Here is a 17290-nt window from a genome sequence, read left to right as displayed (position 1 = left end):
TGCACCGATGACAACAGAGACCCTCCCCGGCGGGAGGGTCTCTGTCATTCTCCCAGGTCCTCCAGCACGGTCCGCAGCTCGGTCTCGCTGTAGACCGCAAGGCCCTGCTTGATGCGGAGGGCGTCGTTTTCGGGCAGAAGGTTGACGTAGATGCCGGTCTCCTCCAACCGGTCGGCAGGTTCCCCGTCGGCCCCGCAGGCATAGACCGTCAGCATCCCGCCCTCGTCGCAGAGGTAGTAGAGGGCCGTCCGCTCCGGCAGGGCCTGCGCCGCCAGACTCAGCGGCACCGAGTCCGGCGTTTCGTCCTGCGGGGCAGGGGAGGGCAGCGTCAGCCGGGGGAGGGCCATCCAGAACAGGCTGAACGCGATGGCAAAGGCGCAGAGCGCATAAAACAGGCAGAGAACGAGCTTGCGCACAGGGAAATCACTCCTTTGCAGGGAAAGTTTCAAACGGTAGTATGCGCAAAAAGAAAGTTTTCCAGACAGAAGAACAGAATTTTCACAGCAGAATGCTGTACTTTGCAGGGCAAAATGTGCTATACTACCCCTATCCGGAGAAAATTCTGCCCTTTTGCCGGTCGGACCGGGCGGGGCAGCTTGTCGTATTACCAGCGAATCATCGGCCCAGTGGCCGGTCAGGAGGCGATCCTTATCGAACCAAGAAAGATCCACCAGAGCGGGGCGAAGAGAGAACCCCAGCCTTCCGTGGGACGTCAAGTCAATGTAAACAACAGCCGCCGGGACCCGGCTCCCAGCGGGAAGCCCCCCAAGGAGCCGAAGGAGAAGAGCAGGCACCCCCTGCTGCGGTTCCTGGGCCGCACCCTCGCGATGCTGATCTGTCTGGGCATCATGGCGGGCAGCCTGCTGATGGTGGGTATGGTCTATTACGCGGTGCAGGCCACGGCCAACGACGGCGACCTGCTGGATCTGGACAACATCGAGCTGAGCCAGTCCAGCACGGTGGTGGCCACCGACCCCGACACCGGGGCGCAGGTGGAGTACGCCACCCTGCGTTCCTCCAACAGCCACCGTGTCTGGGCAGACCTGGAGCAGATCCCCACCAACTTACAGTATGCGTTCATCTGCACCGAGGACAAAGATTTCTACAATGAGCCGGGCGTCAACTTCAAGCGCACCATCGGCGCCATGATCAACGAGTATGTGCTGCCGATCTACAGCTCCAAGCAGGGCGCGTCTACGCTGGAACAGCAGCTCATCAAGAACCTGACCTCGGACAAGAGTGCCAGCGGCATCGGGGGTGCCCTGCGCAAGGTGCGCGAGATCTACCGCGCCCTCTGCCTGAGCCGCACCTACTCCAAGGAGACCATTCTGGAAGCCTACCTGAACACCATCAGCTTCACCGGTACGATCCAGGGCGTCCAGACGGCGGCAAACGAATACTTCAACAAGGACGTCAGCCAGCTCACCCTGTGGGAGTGCGCGGCCATTGCGTCCATCACCAAGAACCCCACCAATTACAACCCTTATACGAACCCCGAAAATCTGATCCACCGCCGCAATTTCATCCTGTATAATATGTGGCAGCAGGGCGTGATCTCGGAGGATGACTACCGGAACGCCGCTGCCCAGCCGCTGGTGCTGGCGGAGGATACCAGCAAGAAGAACACCTCCTCCGTGACCAGCTACTTCACCGATGCCCTGTTCAACGAGGTGGTCGGCGACATCATGGAGAAGGAGGGCGTGGACGAAGCCACGGCCCAGAACATGCTCTACACCGGCGGCTACACCATCGAAGCCACGGTCAACCCCAAGATGCAGACCGCCATGGAAAACCTCATGCTCAACACCGACGATGCCTATTTCCCGGCAGGCTGGCATGAGGAAGAAGTCACCTCCATCTCGGACGACGACGTGCAGGTGATGAACGAGGACGGCACCCCCAAGACCCGCACCGGCGACGACGGCACGGTCTATTATTACCGCAATGTCCGCACCCAGGCGGCCATGGTCACCCTGGACTATGACGGCAATGTGCTGGCCATGGTGGGCGGTCTGGGCAAGAAGACCAAGAGCCTCTCCCTGAACCGTGCTTACAGCGTCACCCGGCAGACCGGTTCGACCATCAAGCCCATCGGCGCCTACGCTCTGGGCATCGAGTACGGCCTTGTCAACTGGTCCACCATGCTGAACAACTCGCCCCTCTACCTCAAGCAGGATATGGTCATCCGCGATGAGGATTACTGCCGCAAGAACGGCCTGATGGGCATGTCCGACACCCAGCTGAAGGCCTACCCCAACGCATGGCGCAGCTGGCCCCGCAACTATGGCGGCAACTACGGCGACAACTCCGACCTGCCGCTGTGGAACGGTCTGGCCCGCTCGCTGAACACCATCGCCATCCGTGTGGGCGACCTGGTGGGCGCAAGCAACATTTTCAACTTCGTCTATAATACCTTGCAGCTGGACACGCTGGACCCCTCCAGCGACGTCGGCCTTGCCCAGATGGTCATGGGCAGCCAGACCCACGGCGTCACGCCCACGGCGCTGGCCGCAGCCTTCCAGATCTTCTACGACGGCCAGTACACCACCCCGCATCTGTACACCCGTGTGCTGGACCGTGACGGCAACATCTATCTGGAAAACAACTCCACCAGCTATCAGGCCCTGACCCCGCAGACGGCCTATGTCATGAACCGCCTGCTGAAGAACGTCCTGTACTCCAACGTTGGTACGGCCAGCGGCCGCTACCCCAACTCCAACGGCATGGAGTCCTTCGGCAAGACCGGTACGGCCAGCGACGAAAAGGATCTGTGGTTCGTGGGCGGCACACCGTATTACGTCACCGCTGTGTGGTGGGGCTACGATGCGCCGTATGACATGACCAACACCCTGAGCAAGAATCAGGCCAAGACCCGCACCTGCGTCATGGCGTGGAAGGCCTATATGGAAGAGGTCCAGAAGGACCTGCCCTATAAGGCGTTCCCGGCGGCAGACGGCGTGGTGGAGCGCGCCTACTGCACCCAGAGCGGCCTGCTGGCAGGCCCCAACTGCCCCAGCCGCGCTACTGGTTATTACCGTGCGGACGACCTGCCCGATACCTGCAATTACTCCCACTCTTCGGGCGTGACGCAGGCGGCTCAGCCCGCAGCCGACCAGACCACCATCCCGGCGGACACTTCCGGTCTCGACACCGACTGAGCGCAAAACTCATACTTTTTCCCATGGGATGGGTGCCATTCCGGCAAGGCGATGCGCCACTTCACGCATCAAAACTGGACAATCTGACAAAAACGCATCCGGCCTCTTGCAATGCAGGGGGCCGGATGTTATTATATTTTCTGCAAGAACACTTGTGTTTGTGAGGTGAACAAGTTGGAACGCCGCTTTTATCTGGTGGATGCACAGGTCCTGCCGGAAGTTTTCCTGAAGGTCGTCAAGGCCAAGGAGCTTCTGGCCAGCGGGGAGGCGCGCAGCATTTCGGCTGCGACCCGCAGCGTAGACCTGTCGCGCAGTGCTTTCTATAAATACAAAGACTGCATTTTTGACTCCGAGAACGGCCGTGAGGTCATCACCGTGATGGCCACCCTGCGGGACGAGACCGGTGCGCTGCAAAGTCTGCTGGCCGGCATCAGTGCTGCAGGTGCCAGCATCGTGACCATCAACCAGTCCACGCCGGAAAATGGCGCTGCGCTGGTGGCGGTCACCATCCGCACCGACACGATGCAGATGACCCCGGAAGAACTGACCGAAAAGCTCTCCCGGCAGCGGATGGTCGTCGGTGTGCACTGTGGATACAATCTGTAAACAACTAAGAGATAGGAACGAGGGGTTACCATGGCAAAGATCGCGATCTTAGGTTTTGGCACGGTTGGCAGCGGCGTGTACGAAGTGCTGTGCCGCAATGCAGCAGGCGTTTCCCGCCGGGCAGGGGAGCCCGTTGAGGTGAAGTACATCCTCGACCCCAAGGATTTCTCCGGTCACCCGGCCGCGGATCTCTTCATCAAGAACTTCGACACCATTCTGGAAGACCCGGAGATCAAGGTGGTGGTCGAGACCATCGGCGGCACCCGGTTTGCATACCCGTATGTGAAAGCCTGCCTGGAGAGCGGCCGCAGCGTCTGCACCTCCAACAAGGAGATGGTGGCCACCTACGGTGCCGAGCTGCTGGGTCTGGCCAAGGCGCACGATTGCGCGTTCCTGTTCGAGGCCTCGGTCGGCGGCGGCACCCCCATCATCACCCCGATGCACCAGTGCCTCGCGGCCAACGTCATCACCGAGGTGGAGGGCATCGTCAACGACACCACCAACTTCATGCTGACCAAGATGATCCACGAGAACCTGGGCTTTGACGAGGCGCTGAAGATCGCACAGGAGCTTGGCTATGCCGAGACCAAAGACCCCGGCGACGATGTGGACGGCCGCGATGCCTGCCGCAAGATCGCCATCCTGTCCTCGCTGGTCTGCGGCCACCAGATCTACCCCCAGAACATCCCCACCCGCGGCATCCGCGAGATCACCATCGCCGATGTGGCGGCGGCGGAGAAACTGGGCTGCGTCATCAAGCTCATCGCCTGGATGAAGCAGGGCGGCGACGGCAGTGTGGCCGCAGGCGTGGAGCCCTGCCTGGTGCCCCGGTCGAACCAGCTGGCCGGTGTGGACGACGTCTTCAATGCCGTTCTGGTCAAGGGCGATATGCTGGGCGACGTCATCTTCTACGGCAAGGGCGCGGGCAAGCTGCCCACCGCCAGCGCCGTGGTGGCCGATGTGGTGGATGCCATCAAGGAAGGCTCCAAGGTCCACGACAGCCTGTTCTGGCAGCCTGCTGAGCCGGTGGAGGGGATGCTCACCGACCCCGCGCCCGCCGCATATTATGTGCGTGTGGCAGGCATTGCACCGGCTGTGGTGGAGGCCATCTACGGCACCGGAAAAGTCGTGGAGGAGCGGTTCGACGGCTGCTCGTACTTCGTCGAGAAGGCCGACGCCAGAGCGCTGGCCGAAGCAGCCCGGAAGGTGGAGGCCGTGGGCGGCAGCGTGAAGCTGCTGCTCAAGCGTCTGCCGGAGGAAGCATAAAAGGGAAGGTGCAGCCATCATGAAGATCAAAGTCTCTGTCCCGGCCACCAGCGCCAACGTCGGCTCCGGTTTCGATGCCCTGGGCCTGGCGGTGACCCTGTACAATACCGTGACCTTTGAAGAGAGCGAGAAGCTGGACATCTCGGCAGCGGACGGGACCCGCATCCCCCGCAACGAGTCCAACCTGGTCTACCGCTCGGCCAAGGGCCTGTTCGACAAAGTGGGAAAGAAGATCCCGCCGCTCCGGATCGTGCAGACCAACCCCATCCCCATGGCACGCGGTCTGGGTTCCTCGTCGGCCTGCATCATTGCGGGCCTGCTGGGTGCCAACCGAATGCTGGGTGATATCCTGAACACCCAGGAGCTGCTGACCCTGGCCACCAGCATCGAGGGCCACCCGGACAATGTGGCACCGGCCCTGCTCGGCGGCCTGACCAGCAGCGTCTACGAGGACGGTGTGGTCTACTCCGTCAAGCGGGATGTGGACCAGAGCCTCTGCTTCGCGGCCATCGTGCCGGACTACAAGCTCCTGACCGAGGCCGCCCGCGCAGCCCTGCCGAAGCAGGTCTCCCACAAGGATGCGGTCTACAACCTGTCGCGCGCGGCGCTGGTGCCGGCGGCCTTCTGTGAGGGCCGCCACGAGCTGCTGGCCATTGCGACGGAGGATAAGCTGCACCAGCCCTACCGGATGCCGCTGATGCCCGGCTCGAAGGAAGCCTTCGCGCTGGCAAAGCAGTGCGGGGCAAAGGCCGTGTATGTGTCCGGTGCCGGTTCCACCGTGATGGCGGTGGCCGAGCGCACCGACGCAGAGGAATTTTACAAGGGCCTGGAAACAGGCCTCGAACAGCTGGAAGGGCTGGACGGATGTGAAGCATTTACGCTGCTGCGCCTGGATGCAGATAATACCGGCGCAACCGTGGAATGATATTAGGCGTACGCCCTGCGCAGAAAAGCAGGGCAGAAGAAGAGGAGAGTGACAAACTATGGCGTTGATCGTACAGAAGTTCGGCGGTTCTTCCGTGAAGGACCGGGACCGTATTTTCAACGTGGCCCGCATCGTGGCCAATACCCACAACGCAGGCAATGACGTGGTGGTCGTGGTGTCCGCCCAGGGCGATACCACCGACGACCTGATTGCAAAAGCAGCGGAGATCACCCACAATCCCTCCGCACGTGAGATGGATATGCTGCTGGCAGCGGGTGAGGAGATCAGCATCTCGCTGCTGGCCATGGCCCTGAACGAGCTGGGCTGCCACGCCACCAGCCTGACCGGCTGGCAGGCAGGCTTCCGCACCGACCGTGCCTACACCAAGGCCCGCATCACCCGGCTGGAGACCGAACGCATCTCCTCCGAGCTGGAGCGCAACCGCGTGGTCGTTGTGGCAGGCTTCCAGGGCCTGAACAAGCTGGATGACATCACCACCCTGGGCCGCGGCGGTTCCGACACCAGCGCCGTTGCCATCGCGGCGGCGCTTCATGCAGACCGCTGCCAGATCTTCACCGACGTGGAGGGCGTTTACACCGCCGATCCGCGCAAGGTGCGCAACACCCGCAGGCTGAAGGAGATCACCTTCGACGAGATGCTGGAGCTGGCCTCCCTCGGCGCACAGGTGCTCAACAACCGCAGCGTGGAGCTGGCCAAAAAGTATAACGTGGAGCTGGAAGTGCTTTCCAGCCTGAACCCGATTCCGGGTACGGTCGTCAAGGAGGTTACAAAAATGGAAGGTATGCTGATCAAGGGCGTCGCAAAGGACACCGACGTTGCTGTTATTACGATTCTGAATGTTCCCGATGAGCCGGGCACGAGCTTCAAGATCTTCGGCCTGCTGGCCCAGAAGAACATCAACGTGGATATCATCCTGCAGTCCACCGGCCGCGACGGCAAGAAGGATATCTCCTTCACCTGTTCCGAGGGCGAGGCAGACACCGCACTGCGTGTGCTGAAGGAAAGCGGCAAGTTCCAGGATGTCACCTGTGACGAGACCTGCGCCAAGGTCTCCATCGTGGGCGCCGGTATGCAGAGCCACAGCGGCGTTGCCTCCAAGATGTTCGAGGCACTGTCGAACAACAACATCAACATCAAGATGATCTCCACCAGCGAGATCAAGATCTCCTGCATCATCGACCGCAACGACGCCGACAAGGCCGTCAGCGCCATCCACGATATGCTGTTCGACTAAGAAGCACCGGAAGCGCGGGGCCGCGGTGTAAGGGCTCCGGCTCCAGGGCGTCCGCAGGGAAAGGCGGGAAAAGCCCCGGTCTGATAGAGAGAGGCGAAGGAAAATGTTGGAATCCATCAAATGCAGCACGGGCGGCGCGTACTATGTGCGCGGCGCATGGGTCAACGCAGATGCAGACGCCCCGGCGGCACTGGCTGCGCAGGGCTTTGATGCCGCCGCTGTGGCGGATGCCCCCAAGGGCACCATGGCCTACGGCATCCTGACGGCACACAACACCAGCGGCGATGACCAGAACCTGAAGATCAAGTTCGACGCCATGGCCAGCCATGACATCACCTTTGTGGGCATCATCCAGACGGCCCGCGCATCGGGCCTGGAAAAGTTCCCCATCCCGTATGTGCTCACCAACTGCCACAACAGCCTGTGCGCCGTGGGCGGCACCATCAACGAGGACGACCATCGGTTCGGCCTGTCCGCAGCCAAAAAGTACGGCGGCATCTTCGTGCCGCCCCATCTGGCGGTCATCCACCAGTACATGCGCGAGCGGTTCGCGGGCTGCGGCAAGATGATCCTGGGTTCGGACTCCCACACCCGCTATGGTGCGCTGGGCACTATGGCCATCGGTGAGGGCGGCGGTGAGCTGGCAAAGCAGCTGCTGGGCCGCACTTACGATGTGGCCCGCCCCGGCGTGGTCGCCATCTATCTGACGGGTGCGCTGCCTGCGGGCTGCGGCCCCCACGATGTGGCCATTGCACTGGTGGGCGAGCTGTTCAAGAGCGGCTACGTCAAGAACAAGGTGATGGAATTTGTCGGCCCCGGCATCGCTTCGCTGCGGCAGGATACCCGCAACGCCATCGACGCCATGACCACCGAGACCACCTGCCTGTCCTCCATCTGGGAGACCGATGAAAAGACCCGGAACTTTCTCGCAGCCCATGGCCGGGCAGGGGACTACAAGCCCCTCAAGCCCGCAGACCTTGCGTACTATGACGGTGTGGTGCAGGTGGACCTGTCGAAGATCCGCCCGATGATCGCACTGCCCATGCACCCGTCCAATGCGTTCACCATCGAGGAACTGAACGCCAACCTGCACGACATCCTGCATGACTGCGAGGAAAATGTCCAGAAGCTCGTGGGCCGCAGGGACGTGAAACTGGACCTGTGCAGCAAGATCGAGAATGGGAAACTGCGGGTGGATCAGGGCGTCATCGCGGGCTGCGCAGGCGGCCTGTTCGACAGCATCTATGAGGCAGCTTCCATCCTCAAGGGCCACACCGGCGGCTGCGGCGACTATGCGCTCAGCGTTTACCCCGGCAGCCAGCCCATCATGATGGAGCTGACCCGCACCGGCGTCCTGACCGACCTGATGGCCAGTGGTGCCACCATCCGCACCGCGTTCTGCGGCCCCTGCTTCGGTGCCGGTGACGTGCCCGCCAACGGGGCACTGTCCATCCGCCATACCACCCGCAACTTCCCCAGCCGCGAGGGCTCCAAGCCCGGCAGCGGGCAGCTGGCCGGGGTGGCGCTGATGGATGCCCGCAGCATCGCGGCCACTACGGTCAACGGCGGCATCCTGACACCGGCCACTGAGATCGACTACGACCCTACCGTGCCGGAGTACCACTACGACCCGTCCAGCTACGAGACCAGAGTCTATCAGGGCTTCGGCCACGGCGATTACGACGCGCTGCTCAAGTTCGGCCCCAATATCAAGGACTGGCCGGAAATCGCCCCGCTGGGCGAGAACCTGCTGCTCAAGGTGGCTTCCTATATCACCGACCCGGTGACCACCACCGATGAGCTCATCCCCTCCGGCGAGACGTCGTCCTACCGCTCGAACCCGCTGGGTCTGGCGGAGTTCACCCTCAGCCGCAAGGACCCCGCCTATGTGGGCCGCGCCAAGGCCGTGCAGGCCGAAGAAGCCGCCCGCCGCGCCGGGCAGGGGGATGCGGCCCTGCTGGAACAGATCCGCACCGTGCCCGGCTGTGAGCAGCTGACCTGGGAGGATGTGCAGCTCTCGTCCACCATCTTCGCCGTCAAGCCCGGCGACGGTTCGGCCCGTGAGCAGGCGGCGTCCTGCCAGCGTGTGCTGGGGGCCGGGGCGAACATTGCGGTGGAATATGCCACCAAGCGCTACCGCTCCAACCTCATCAACTGGGGCATGCTGCCCTTCCAGCTGGCTGGGGCCACCCCGTTCGGGCTGGGGGACTACATCCTCATCCCCAACATCCGCGAAGCCCTCAAGGGCGACTTGCAGAGCATCCCCGCCTATGTGCTGGGCGGGGCCGTCAAGCCGTTCACCCTGTATATGGCTCCGCTGACTGCGGACGAACGCCAGATCCTGGCCGACGGCTGCCTCATCAATTTCTATAAGCACTAAGCATTGATACGATGCCGAAAAAGCATTCGCCCTTTTGGGACGGGTGCTTTTTGGGCTTTCATGGGAGGAAACACAATGCCCGGCGATCTTCACAATCATTCCACCTGTTCGGACGGCTCCGTCCCCATCCACCGCCTGCCCAAGATGGCAGCGCGGGTGGGACTGGACACGATGGCCATCTCCGACCACGACACGCTCCTGAGCGTCCGGTACTGTTACGAACACCCCACCCAGGACGGCGTCCGGCTCATCCCGGCCACCGAGCTGACCGGTTACGACTACGAGCGGCACCACCGGGTGCACCTGCTGACCTTCTGGCCCGACCCGGAAAGCCCGGAGCTCATCCGCCACTGCGACATCATGCGCCAGCGCCGGAACGAGTGCTGCCTGCAAAGTGCGCGGGAGATCGAGCAGATCTACCCGCAGTTCCGCACCGAGCAGGCGCTGGAATATGCAAAGGACAGCGGGGTGCTGTTCAAGAGCGGCATCATGCAGGCGCTGTGTGAGCTGGGTCTGGCCGAGGGCATCTACGGCGAGGAGTACCACCGGCTGTTCGGCTGGGAGCCGCGCGGCATCGTGCTGCACTCGCCGGAGTATCCGCCGGTGCAGGAGGTGCTGGCCACGGCCAAAGCGGCGGGAGCCGTCGTGGTGTTTGCCCACCCGACCGTCTACAAGAGCATGCCGCTGCTGCGGGAGCTGGTCAAAGAGGGGATGGTGGACGGCATCGAGGTGGACCACCCCCGCAACAGCCCGGAAGACCGCGCCGAGTGCATTGCCCTGTGTGCGCAGTACGGCCTGATCCGCACCGGCGGTACGGATTTTCACGGCTCGAACCACAAGCACCCCCACCCGGTCGGCACCTGCACGACCCCGGACGACCAGATCGCCCGGATCGAAGCGCTTGCGCAGAAGCGGAAAGAATAGTATAATAAAAACACCCAAATGTAAAAAGAGAGGATGTTTCCGATATGAGCAAATCGTTCGAGTTCCCCAATGTGGGCACTTGTTCCAAGCTGACCAAGATCGTCCTGAACGACGACCACACCATCGAGTCCATCGAGGTCGTCGGTGGCTGCAACGGCAACCTGAAGGGCATCAGCCGCCTGCTGAAGGGCATGAAGGCAGAGGACGCCATCGAGCGGATGGAGGGCACCACCTGCGGCCCCCGCCCCACCAGCTGCCCCGACCAGATCGCAAAGAACCTGAAAAAGGCACTGGCAGAGCTGTAACCTGCCGTGTTCCCAAGGCCGAACTGCATGTTTTGTGCGGTTCGGCCTTTTTTGCTGATTTTTTCCGGCCCGATGGGGCTATACTTCTGCTGAGTCATATCAAACGACAGGGAGCAGGCAAATGAGCATTTGGGAAGCATTCGGCATGGGCAGATACAAGGGCTTTTCGCGGGAGGCGGGGCTGCTGCTGGACGAGGCAGTGGAGTTGGCGGGCGGCTTTGGCTGCAAAAAGGCAGATACCGGCCACCTTCTCCTCGCCATGCTCCAGACAGACCGGGGCGCGGCAGGGCGGTTCCTGGCCGGAAAGAACATCACCGAGCTGGCCGTCCGGCGGCAGCTGGCCGAGGACCGCCCCGGCCCGGTGCAGCATCTGGACCGCCGTGCGCTGGCACCGGACCTCCGCCGGGCCATGGATTATGCCCTCATCGGGGCGCAGAATGCCCACCAGCCCCGCGCCGAGCCGGAACACCTGCTCTGCGCTATGCTGGAGGATACCGACTGCGCCGCCGGGGTGCTGCTGGCATCAATGGGCGTCCAGCTGACGGATGCCGTGCGGGAGTGCCGCCAGCTTTCGGGGCAGTTCATCCTGCCCAGCCAGCCCCGCGCCTCGGCCATGCCGCGCGGGAGCCGCGCCAGTGACAAATACTGCCGCGACCTGACCCGCCGCGCCGCCGATGGCGAGCTGGACCCGGTGTTCTGCCGGGAAAAGGAACTGGACCGGATGGTGGAGATCCTGTGCCGCCGCCAGAAGAACAACCCCTGTCTGGTGGGGGAGCCGGGCGTGGGCAAAACAGCGCTGGCCGAAGGGCTGGCCCAGCGCATTGCAGCCCGCGAGGTGCCCCGGATGCTGCAGGGCCGCCGCCTGCTGGCGCTGGATATGGCCAGCCTTGTGGCGGGCACAAAATACCGCGGCGACTTTGAAGAGCGCTTCAAGAACCTGCTGGAAGAACTGGTGCGGGACGGCACGGCCATCCTGTTCGTGGACGAGTTCCACACCATTGTCGGGGCCGGTGCGGCGGAAGGTGCCATTGACGCGGCCAGCATCCTCAAACCGGTGCTGGCCCGTGGGGAGCTGCAGCTCATCGGTGCGACCACGAATCAGGAGTTCCGCACCCACATCCAGAAGGATGCCGCGCTGGAACGCCGCTTTGGCCGGGTGCAGATCGAAGAGCCTGCGCCGGAGCAGGCAGTGGCCATCCTCGAAGGGCTGGCCCCCCGCTACGAGCGCTACCACAATGTGCGCCTGCCGCTGGAGACCCTGCAGGAAGCCGTGGAGCTTTCGGTGCGGTATCTGCCGGGGCGGTGCCTGCCCGATAAGGCCATCGACCTGGTGGACGAGGCCTGTGCGGCCGCCCGCATCCGCGCCGAGCGGGAGGGCATCCGGGACCCGGAACTGACGCGGGAGGAGATCGCCCGCGTGGTGGCGCAGGCCAGCGGCGTCCCCGCCGAGCGGGTGGGGGAGAAGGAGCGGGAGCGGCTCGACCGGCTGGAAGAGCGCCTCAACGCGGAGATCGTCGGCCAGCAGAAAGCGGTGGCGGCGGTGGCCGGTGCCATCCGGCGCAGCCGCACCGGGCTGGGGGAGCCGGGGCGGCCCATCGGGGCACTGCTCTTCCTGGGGCCGACCGGTGTGGGGAAGACGGCCCTTGCCAAAGCGCTGGCCCGCAGCTGGTTCGGCAGTGAAAAAGCCCTGCTCAAGTTCGATATGTCGGAATATCAGGAGCAGCACACCACGGCCCGGCTGCTGGGTGCGCCGCCGGGCTATCTCGGCCACGATGAGGGCGGGCAGCTGACCGAGGCCGTCCGCCGCCGTCCTTACAGCGTCGTGCTGTTTGACGAGATCGAAAAGGCGCACCCGGACATCCAGAACATCCTGCTGCAAATTCTGGAGGACGGCCAGCTCACCGATGCCATGGGCCGCAAGGCGGATTTCCGCAACACCATCGTGCTGCTGACGTCCAATCTGGGCGCGCGCTTTCTGGCGGGGCAGAACGCGCCGCTGGGCTTTGCGGCGGGCAGCGAGGCCGTGTTCGAAAAGCAGTCGGCACAGGCCATTGAAGAGGCGAAAAAGTGGTTCCGGCCGGAGCTGGTCGGGCGGCTGGATGAGCTGATCGTCTTCCGCCCGCTGGCCGAGGACAGCCTGTGTGCCATCGCCGAAAAGCTGCTGGGCCAGCTGGAAGAGCGGGCGGCCCACAGCGGGTATCAGCTGAGCCATACGTCCCGCGTGGGCCCGGCGTTGGCGGCGCGGGCGCGTTCGCCCTATGGGGCGCGCGAACTGCGGCGGCAGGTGGACCGCGCCGTCGAACAGGCCCTGGCCGACCAGATCGCCGCCGGTGCCGCCCACACCGGCCAGCACTGGACGGCCGACTGCACAGCCGATGGGCAGGTGACGCTGCTGCAAACGGAAACAGCAGCCGTGGGGCAGACCACCGGCTGACGACCCGCTGCTCTGCCGAAAGACCCCTTGAAACTCCTGCGATTTCTGTTATCATAGAGGTAATCGAAATTATAGGAGGACGCCATGCGCACCTTATTTTTACTGAACCCCGCTGCGGGCAAGCAGGACTGTACGGCCCAGCTCATTCCGCAGATCGAAGCCGCTGCCCGGCGGGCGGGCCTTGCCCCGGAAGAGGTCACAATCCACGTCACCGAATACGCCGGGCACGCGCGGGAACTGGCCTGCGCAGCGGCACAGCAGGCCGCAGCGGAGGGCGTGCCCCTCCGCATCTATACCGCCGGAGGCGACGGCACCTTTATGGAGGCGATGACCGGGGTGCAGGGCATCCCCGGTGCGGCGGTCGGATGCCTGCCCTACGGCAGCGGCAACGACTTTCTGCGCACCTACGGCACAAAGGAAGAGTTTGCGGACCTGGACGCGCAGTTGGCAGGCGGGGAAGTGACCATCGACCTGCTCCAGACGAACCTGGGTCTGTCCGCCACCATCTGTGCGGCGGGCCTGGATGCTCAGGTGGCCTATGGTATCCCGAAGTTCCGGCGCATCCCGCTGTGCGGCGGAGAGGCGGCATATCTGCTCTCCATCGTGGAGCAGCTGTGCGGCCGCATCGGCCGGACGCTGACCTTCGCCATCGACGAGGAAACCCTGACCGTGGACTGCCTGATGTGCGCCATCTGCAATGGCAAGGCGTATGGCGGCGGCTTCCTGGCCGGGCCGGAGGCAGTGCCTGACGACGGCTGGCTGGATGTCTTCATCGTCCGCAAGGTCGGGCGGCTGACCATTGCCAAGCTGCTGAGCATGTACAAAAACGGACGCCACTTCGTGAATGGTCAGCTGACTGAGGCGGCAAAACCGTATTTCATCTACCGCCGCGCAAAGCGTGTGTCGCTCCGCCCGGCAGACGGGCGCGGGCCCATCGTGGCCACGGCGGACGGCGAGTGCGCCCCCTGCGGCGAAGTGACGGCCTCGCTTCAGCCGCTGGCAGGCCGCATCCTGCTGCCGAAGCCTGCCTATGAGCGGTTCTGTGCAGCGCGCAGCACACCGGCCGATGTGACAGAATGACTGCAGAGATCCCTGTGCGGAATGGACTCCCGCACAGGGATTTTTACGTGGTGCGGAGGGATTTTGAAATCGTCATAAATATTTAACAAAAAAAGTTCCGAAACCTCTTGATTTTTGCGGGCAAGATGAGTACAATACACTTAGCACTCAGAGAAAAGGAGTGCTAAACAACCGGAAGGCGATAAACCAGAGCCTCCGGGCACAACGATGTTTTCATTTTATTTTTATAATAGGAGGGCAAGAACTATGAAGATCATTCCTCTTGCAGACCGTGTTGTTATCAAGACTGTTGAGGTCGAGGAGACCACCAAGGGCGGCCTCATCCTGACCGGCAGCGCAAAAGAAAAGCCCCAGGTGTGCGAGGTCATCGCAGTCGGCCCCGGCGGCGTCGTGGACGGCAAGGAAGTCAAGATGACCGTGAAGGTCGGCGACAAGGTCCTCACCAGCAAGTATTCCGGCACCGAAGTGAAGGTGGATGGCGAGGAGTGCACCATCGTCCGTCAGGGCGATATCCTGGCCGTTGTGGAAGACTGAGTTTCCCCCTCTACTGTAAGAAATTGAGCTTTTGAAGGAGCGATTGGATTATGGCTAAACAGATCAAGCAGGGCGAGGACGCCCGCAAGGCACTGTGCGCTGGCATTGACACGCTGGCAAATACGGTAAAGATCACCCTGGGCCCCAAGGGCCGCAACGTGGTGCTGAGCAAGAAGTTCGGCGCCCCCGTCATCACCAACGACGGCGTGACCATCGCCAAGGAGATCGAGCTGAAGGACGAGTTCGAGAACATGGGCGCACAGCTGGTGCGTGAGGTCGCAACCAAGACCAACGATGCAGCAGGCGACGGCACCACCACCGCAACCGTTCTGGCACAGGCAATGGTCACCGAGGGTATGAAGAACGTCACCGCCGGTGCAAACCCGATGGACATCCGCCGCGGCATGAGCAAGGCAGTCAACACCGCCGTTGAGACCATCAAGGCCCACAGCCAGAAGGTCAAGGATGCCAACGATATCGCACGTGTCGGCACCATTTCCGCAGGCGACCCGGAGATCGGCCGCCTGATCGCAGAGGCCATGGAAAAGGTCACTTCCGACGGCGTCATCACCATCGAGGAGAACAAGACCACCGCTGAGACCTACAACGAGATCGTCGAAGGCATGCAGTTCGACCGCGGCTACCTGACCCCGTATATGGTCACCGATACCGACAAGATGGTCGCCGACCTGGACAACGCCGCCATCCTCATCACCGATAAGAAGATCAGCGTCATTCAGGATCTGGTCCCCCTGCTGGAGCAGGTCATGCAGAACGGCATGAAGCTGCTGATCGTGGCTGAGGACATCGAGGGCGAGGCTCTGTCCACCCTGATCGTCAACCGCCTGCGCGGCACCCTGAACGTCTGCGCCGTCAAGGCCCCCGGCTTCGGCGACCGCCGCAAGGAGATGCTGCAGGATATCGCGACCCTGACCGGCGGCACCGTTGTGTCCGCTGATCTGGGCTATGAGCTGAAGGACGCAACCGTCCAGATGCTGGGCCATGCCCGCCAGGTCAAGGTCACCAAGGAGAACACCACCATCGTTGGCGGTGCAGGCGATAAGGACGCCATCGCAGCCCGTATCGCACAGATCCGCAACCAGATCGAGGCTGCGACCAGCGACTTTGACCGCGAGAAGCTGCAGGAGCGTCTGGCAAAGCTGGCCGGCGGCGTGGCCGTCATCAAGGTCGGCGCTGCGACCGAGGTCGAGATGAAGGACAAGAAGCTCCGCATCGAGGACGCTCTGAACGCGACCAAGGCAGCCGTTCAGGAAGGCGTCGTTGCCGGCGGCGGCACCGCTCCCATCAACGCCATCCCCGCTGTCCGTGCGCTGTGCGAGACGCTGGAAGGCGACGAGCGCACCGGTGCAAAGATCGTCCTGAAGGCTCTGGAAGCACCTCTGCGCCAGATCGCAAAGAACGCCGGTCTGGAAGGCAGCGTCATCATCGACAAGATCGTCTCTGCCAACAAGCCCAACTACGGCTTCGATGCACAGAACGAGGTCTTCGTGGACGACATGATCGCTGCTGGCATCGTCGACCCGACCAAGGTCACCCGCTCCGCTCTGGAGAACGCAGCATCCGTCGCCGAGATGGTGCTGACCACCGAGAGCCTGGTCGCTGACCTGCCCGAACCTCCGGCTGCTCCCGCAGCTGCCGGCGGTGACATGGGCGGTATGGGCGGCATGTACTAATAACTGCCTAAAAACCGCATGAATCCTTGATTTTTGGAGCGCGCAAAAGCGGATTTACGCCAAACTTACGCCACTTACGCCAAAAATCAAAGCGCACTATAGGGTAACAAAATCGGCACTCGCTGAAAAGCGGGTGCCGATTTTTTGTGTCTAGGGGATTTGAAGACTCATGAAACCCACTGATGGATTCTGCGAGCAGCAGACTGTCAGCGGCTTTATTGTTGCTGTATTATATTCAGGGCAACTATGCAGCGATTTACGACAAACCGCTGTTTGATGCCCCCTTTGTTCCGTTGAAGGAGAGTGCGCTGCCGCTCACCCCGGAGGCCAAAGAGGTGGTAGACCGGGTGCTGGATACCTTTGGTATGTACAGTGGAAAGGTTCTGGAAAGCATCACCCACAAAGAAACGCCTTGGCTGGATGCCCGGAAGGGCTTTCTGCCAGACGAAACTTCTCATGCGGAGATTTCGCTGGATGCGATGAAGGACTACTTCAAAAAGGTGGATGAGAAGTATAATATTCGGACGGAAGATGGACTGCGGAAGTATATCGGCAAAATGTTATAATAAGTCGGACTATGCACGATGGCGGGTTAATTTATTATGAACAGTATTGATTACTTGGTAAAAAGTGCTATAATTAAAGTGCCCCATACGAAAGGTATGGGGGAAGGAGATTGTTGTCAACTCTCCTGCTAGAATATTCTCGAGAATATTTAGCAGCACAGTT

The 17290-nt window shown here is 62.2% G+C and carries 14 protein-coding genes; 13 read left to right on the top strand and 1 reads right to left on the bottom strand.

Annotated elements, in window-relative coordinates; translation table 11 throughout:
- Window positions 1–44: 44 nt before the first annotated feature.
- On the bottom strand, window positions 45–416 hold the full coding sequence (locus tag I5P96_RS09315; protein WP_118551930.1) for a hypothetical protein: 372 nt from the start codon (window positions 414–416) through the stop codon (window positions 45–47).
- 288 nt (window positions 417–704) lie between these two features.
- Between I5P96_RS09315 and I5P96_RS09310 the strand changes: the two genes are divergently transcribed.
- The 13 genes from I5P96_RS09310 (at window position 705) to I5P96_RS09250 (ending at window position 17127) form a co-directional block, all read left to right on the top strand.
- Window positions 705–3158, top strand: a complete 2454-nt coding sequence (locus tag I5P96_RS09310; RefSeq protein WP_223381778.1) for a transglycosylase domain-containing protein — start codon at window positions 705–707, stop codon at window positions 3156–3158.
- Window positions 3159–3323: 165 nt separating this feature from the next.
- On the top strand, window positions 3324–3764 hold the full coding sequence (locus I5P96_RS09305) for an ACT domain-containing protein (protein WP_055187772.1): 441 nt from the start codon (window positions 3324–3326) through the stop codon (window positions 3762–3764).
- Between the two features lie 30 nt (window positions 3765–3794).
- Window positions 3795–5030, top strand: coding sequence for a homoserine dehydrogenase (locus tag I5P96_RS09300; RefSeq protein WP_223381773.1), 1236 nt, complete (start codon window positions 3795–3797; stop codon window positions 5028–5030).
- 19 nt (window positions 5031–5049) lie between these two features.
- On the top strand, window positions 5050–5955 hold the full coding sequence (gene thrB / locus I5P96_RS09295; RefSeq protein WP_223381771.1) for a homoserine kinase: 906 nt from the start codon (window positions 5050–5052) through the stop codon (window positions 5953–5955).
- A 58-nt stretch (window positions 5956–6013) separates the two neighbouring features.
- Complete coding sequence (locus I5P96_RS09290) at window positions 6014–7210, top strand: aspartate kinase (RefSeq protein WP_118551936.1); 1197 nt, start codon at window positions 6014–6016, stop codon at window positions 7208–7210.
- A 103-nt stretch (window positions 7211–7313) separates the two neighbouring features.
- Entirely contained in the window at window positions 7314–9590 is a 2277-nt protein-coding gene (locus I5P96_RS09285) for a hydratase (protein WP_223381769.1), read from the top strand.
- 75 nt (window positions 9591–9665) lie between these two features.
- Window positions 9666–10514 (top strand): PHP domain-containing protein, encoded by an 849-nt coding sequence (locus I5P96_RS09280; RefSeq protein ID WP_223381767.1) that lies wholly within the window; start codon window positions 9666–9668, stop codon window positions 10512–10514.
- Between the two features lie 44 nt (window positions 10515–10558).
- On the top strand, window positions 10559–10819 hold the full coding sequence (locus tag I5P96_RS09275; protein ID WP_097792504.1) for a TIGR03905 family TSCPD domain-containing protein: 261 nt from the start codon (window positions 10559–10561) through the stop codon (window positions 10817–10819).
- Window positions 10820–10940: 121 nt separating this feature from the next.
- Window positions 10941–13253, top strand: coding sequence for an ATP-dependent Clp protease ATP-binding subunit (locus I5P96_RS09270; protein WP_207685408.1), 2313 nt, complete (start codon window positions 10941–10943; stop codon window positions 13251–13253).
- 84 nt (window positions 13254–13337) lie between these two features.
- Window positions 13338–14333: a diacylglycerol/lipid kinase family protein gene (locus I5P96_RS09265; protein ID WP_223381765.1), complete on the top strand. Its 996-nt coding sequence runs from the start codon at window positions 13338–13340 to the stop codon at window positions 14331–14333.
- Between the two features lie 246 nt (window positions 14334–14579).
- Window positions 14580–14867, top strand: a complete 288-nt coding sequence (groES, locus tag I5P96_RS09260; protein ID WP_055187788.1) for a co-chaperone GroES — start codon at window positions 14580–14582, stop codon at window positions 14865–14867.
- A gap of 50 nt (window positions 14868–14917) precedes the next feature.
- On the top strand, window positions 14918–16561 hold the full coding sequence (groL, locus tag I5P96_RS09255; protein ID WP_097792501.1) for a chaperonin GroEL: 1644 nt from the start codon (window positions 14918–14920) through the stop codon (window positions 16559–16561).
- Between the two features lie 221 nt (window positions 16562–16782).
- Window positions 16783–17127, top strand: a complete 345-nt coding sequence (locus I5P96_RS09250) for a Panacea domain-containing protein (protein WP_223381763.1) — start codon at window positions 16783–16785, stop codon at window positions 17125–17127.
- Window positions 17128–17290 lie beyond the last annotated feature (163 nt).

The organism is Faecalibacterium prausnitzii (genome assembly GCF_019967995.1).
In the GTDB taxonomy this organism is placed as follows: Bacteria; Bacillota; Clostridia; order Oscillospirales; family Ruminococcaceae; genus Faecalibacterium; species Faecalibacterium prausnitzii_E.
Note: the sequence above shows the minus strand (reverse complement) of the source record. Positions and strands in the feature narration are given on the sequence as shown.

What these genes read in the sequence shown, in the direction of transcription:
- I5P96_RS09300 (WP_223381773.1), top strand. Translation starts at nt 3,795, where the DNA reads ATGGCAAAGATCGCGATCTTAGGTTTTGGCACGGTTGGCAGCGGCGTG.
- thrB (WP_223381771.1), top strand. Translation starts at nt 5,050, where the DNA reads ATGAAGATCAAAGTCTCTGTCCCGGCCACCAGCGCCAACGTCGGCTCC.
- I5P96_RS09290 (WP_118551936.1), top strand. Translation starts at nt 6,014, where the DNA reads ATGGCGTTGATCGTACAGAAGTTCGGCGGTTCTTCCGTGAAGGACCGG.
- I5P96_RS09285 (WP_223381769.1), top strand. Translation starts at nt 7,314, where the DNA reads ATGTTGGAATCCATCAAATGCAGCACGGGCGGCGCGTACTATGTGCGC.
- I5P96_RS09280 (WP_223381767.1), top strand. Translation starts at nt 9,666, where the DNA reads ATGCCCGGCGATCTTCACAATCATTCCACCTGTTCGGACGGCTCCGTC.
- I5P96_RS09275 (WP_097792504.1), top strand. Translation starts at nt 10,559, where the DNA reads ATGAGCAAATCGTTCGAGTTCCCCAATGTGGGCACTTGTTCCAAGCTG.
- I5P96_RS09270 (WP_207685408.1), top strand. Translation starts at nt 10,941, where the DNA reads ATGAGCATTTGGGAAGCATTCGGCATGGGCAGATACAAGGGCTTTTCG.
- I5P96_RS09265 (WP_223381765.1), top strand. Translation starts at nt 13,338, where the DNA reads ATGCGCACCTTATTTTTACTGAACCCCGCTGCGGGCAAGCAGGACTGT.
- groES (WP_055187788.1), top strand. Translation starts at nt 14,580, where the DNA reads ATGAAGATCATTCCTCTTGCAGACCGTGTTGTTATCAAGACTGTTGAG.
- groL (WP_097792501.1), top strand. Translation starts at nt 14,918, where the DNA reads ATGGCTAAACAGATCAAGCAGGGCGAGGACGCCCGCAAGGCACTGTGC.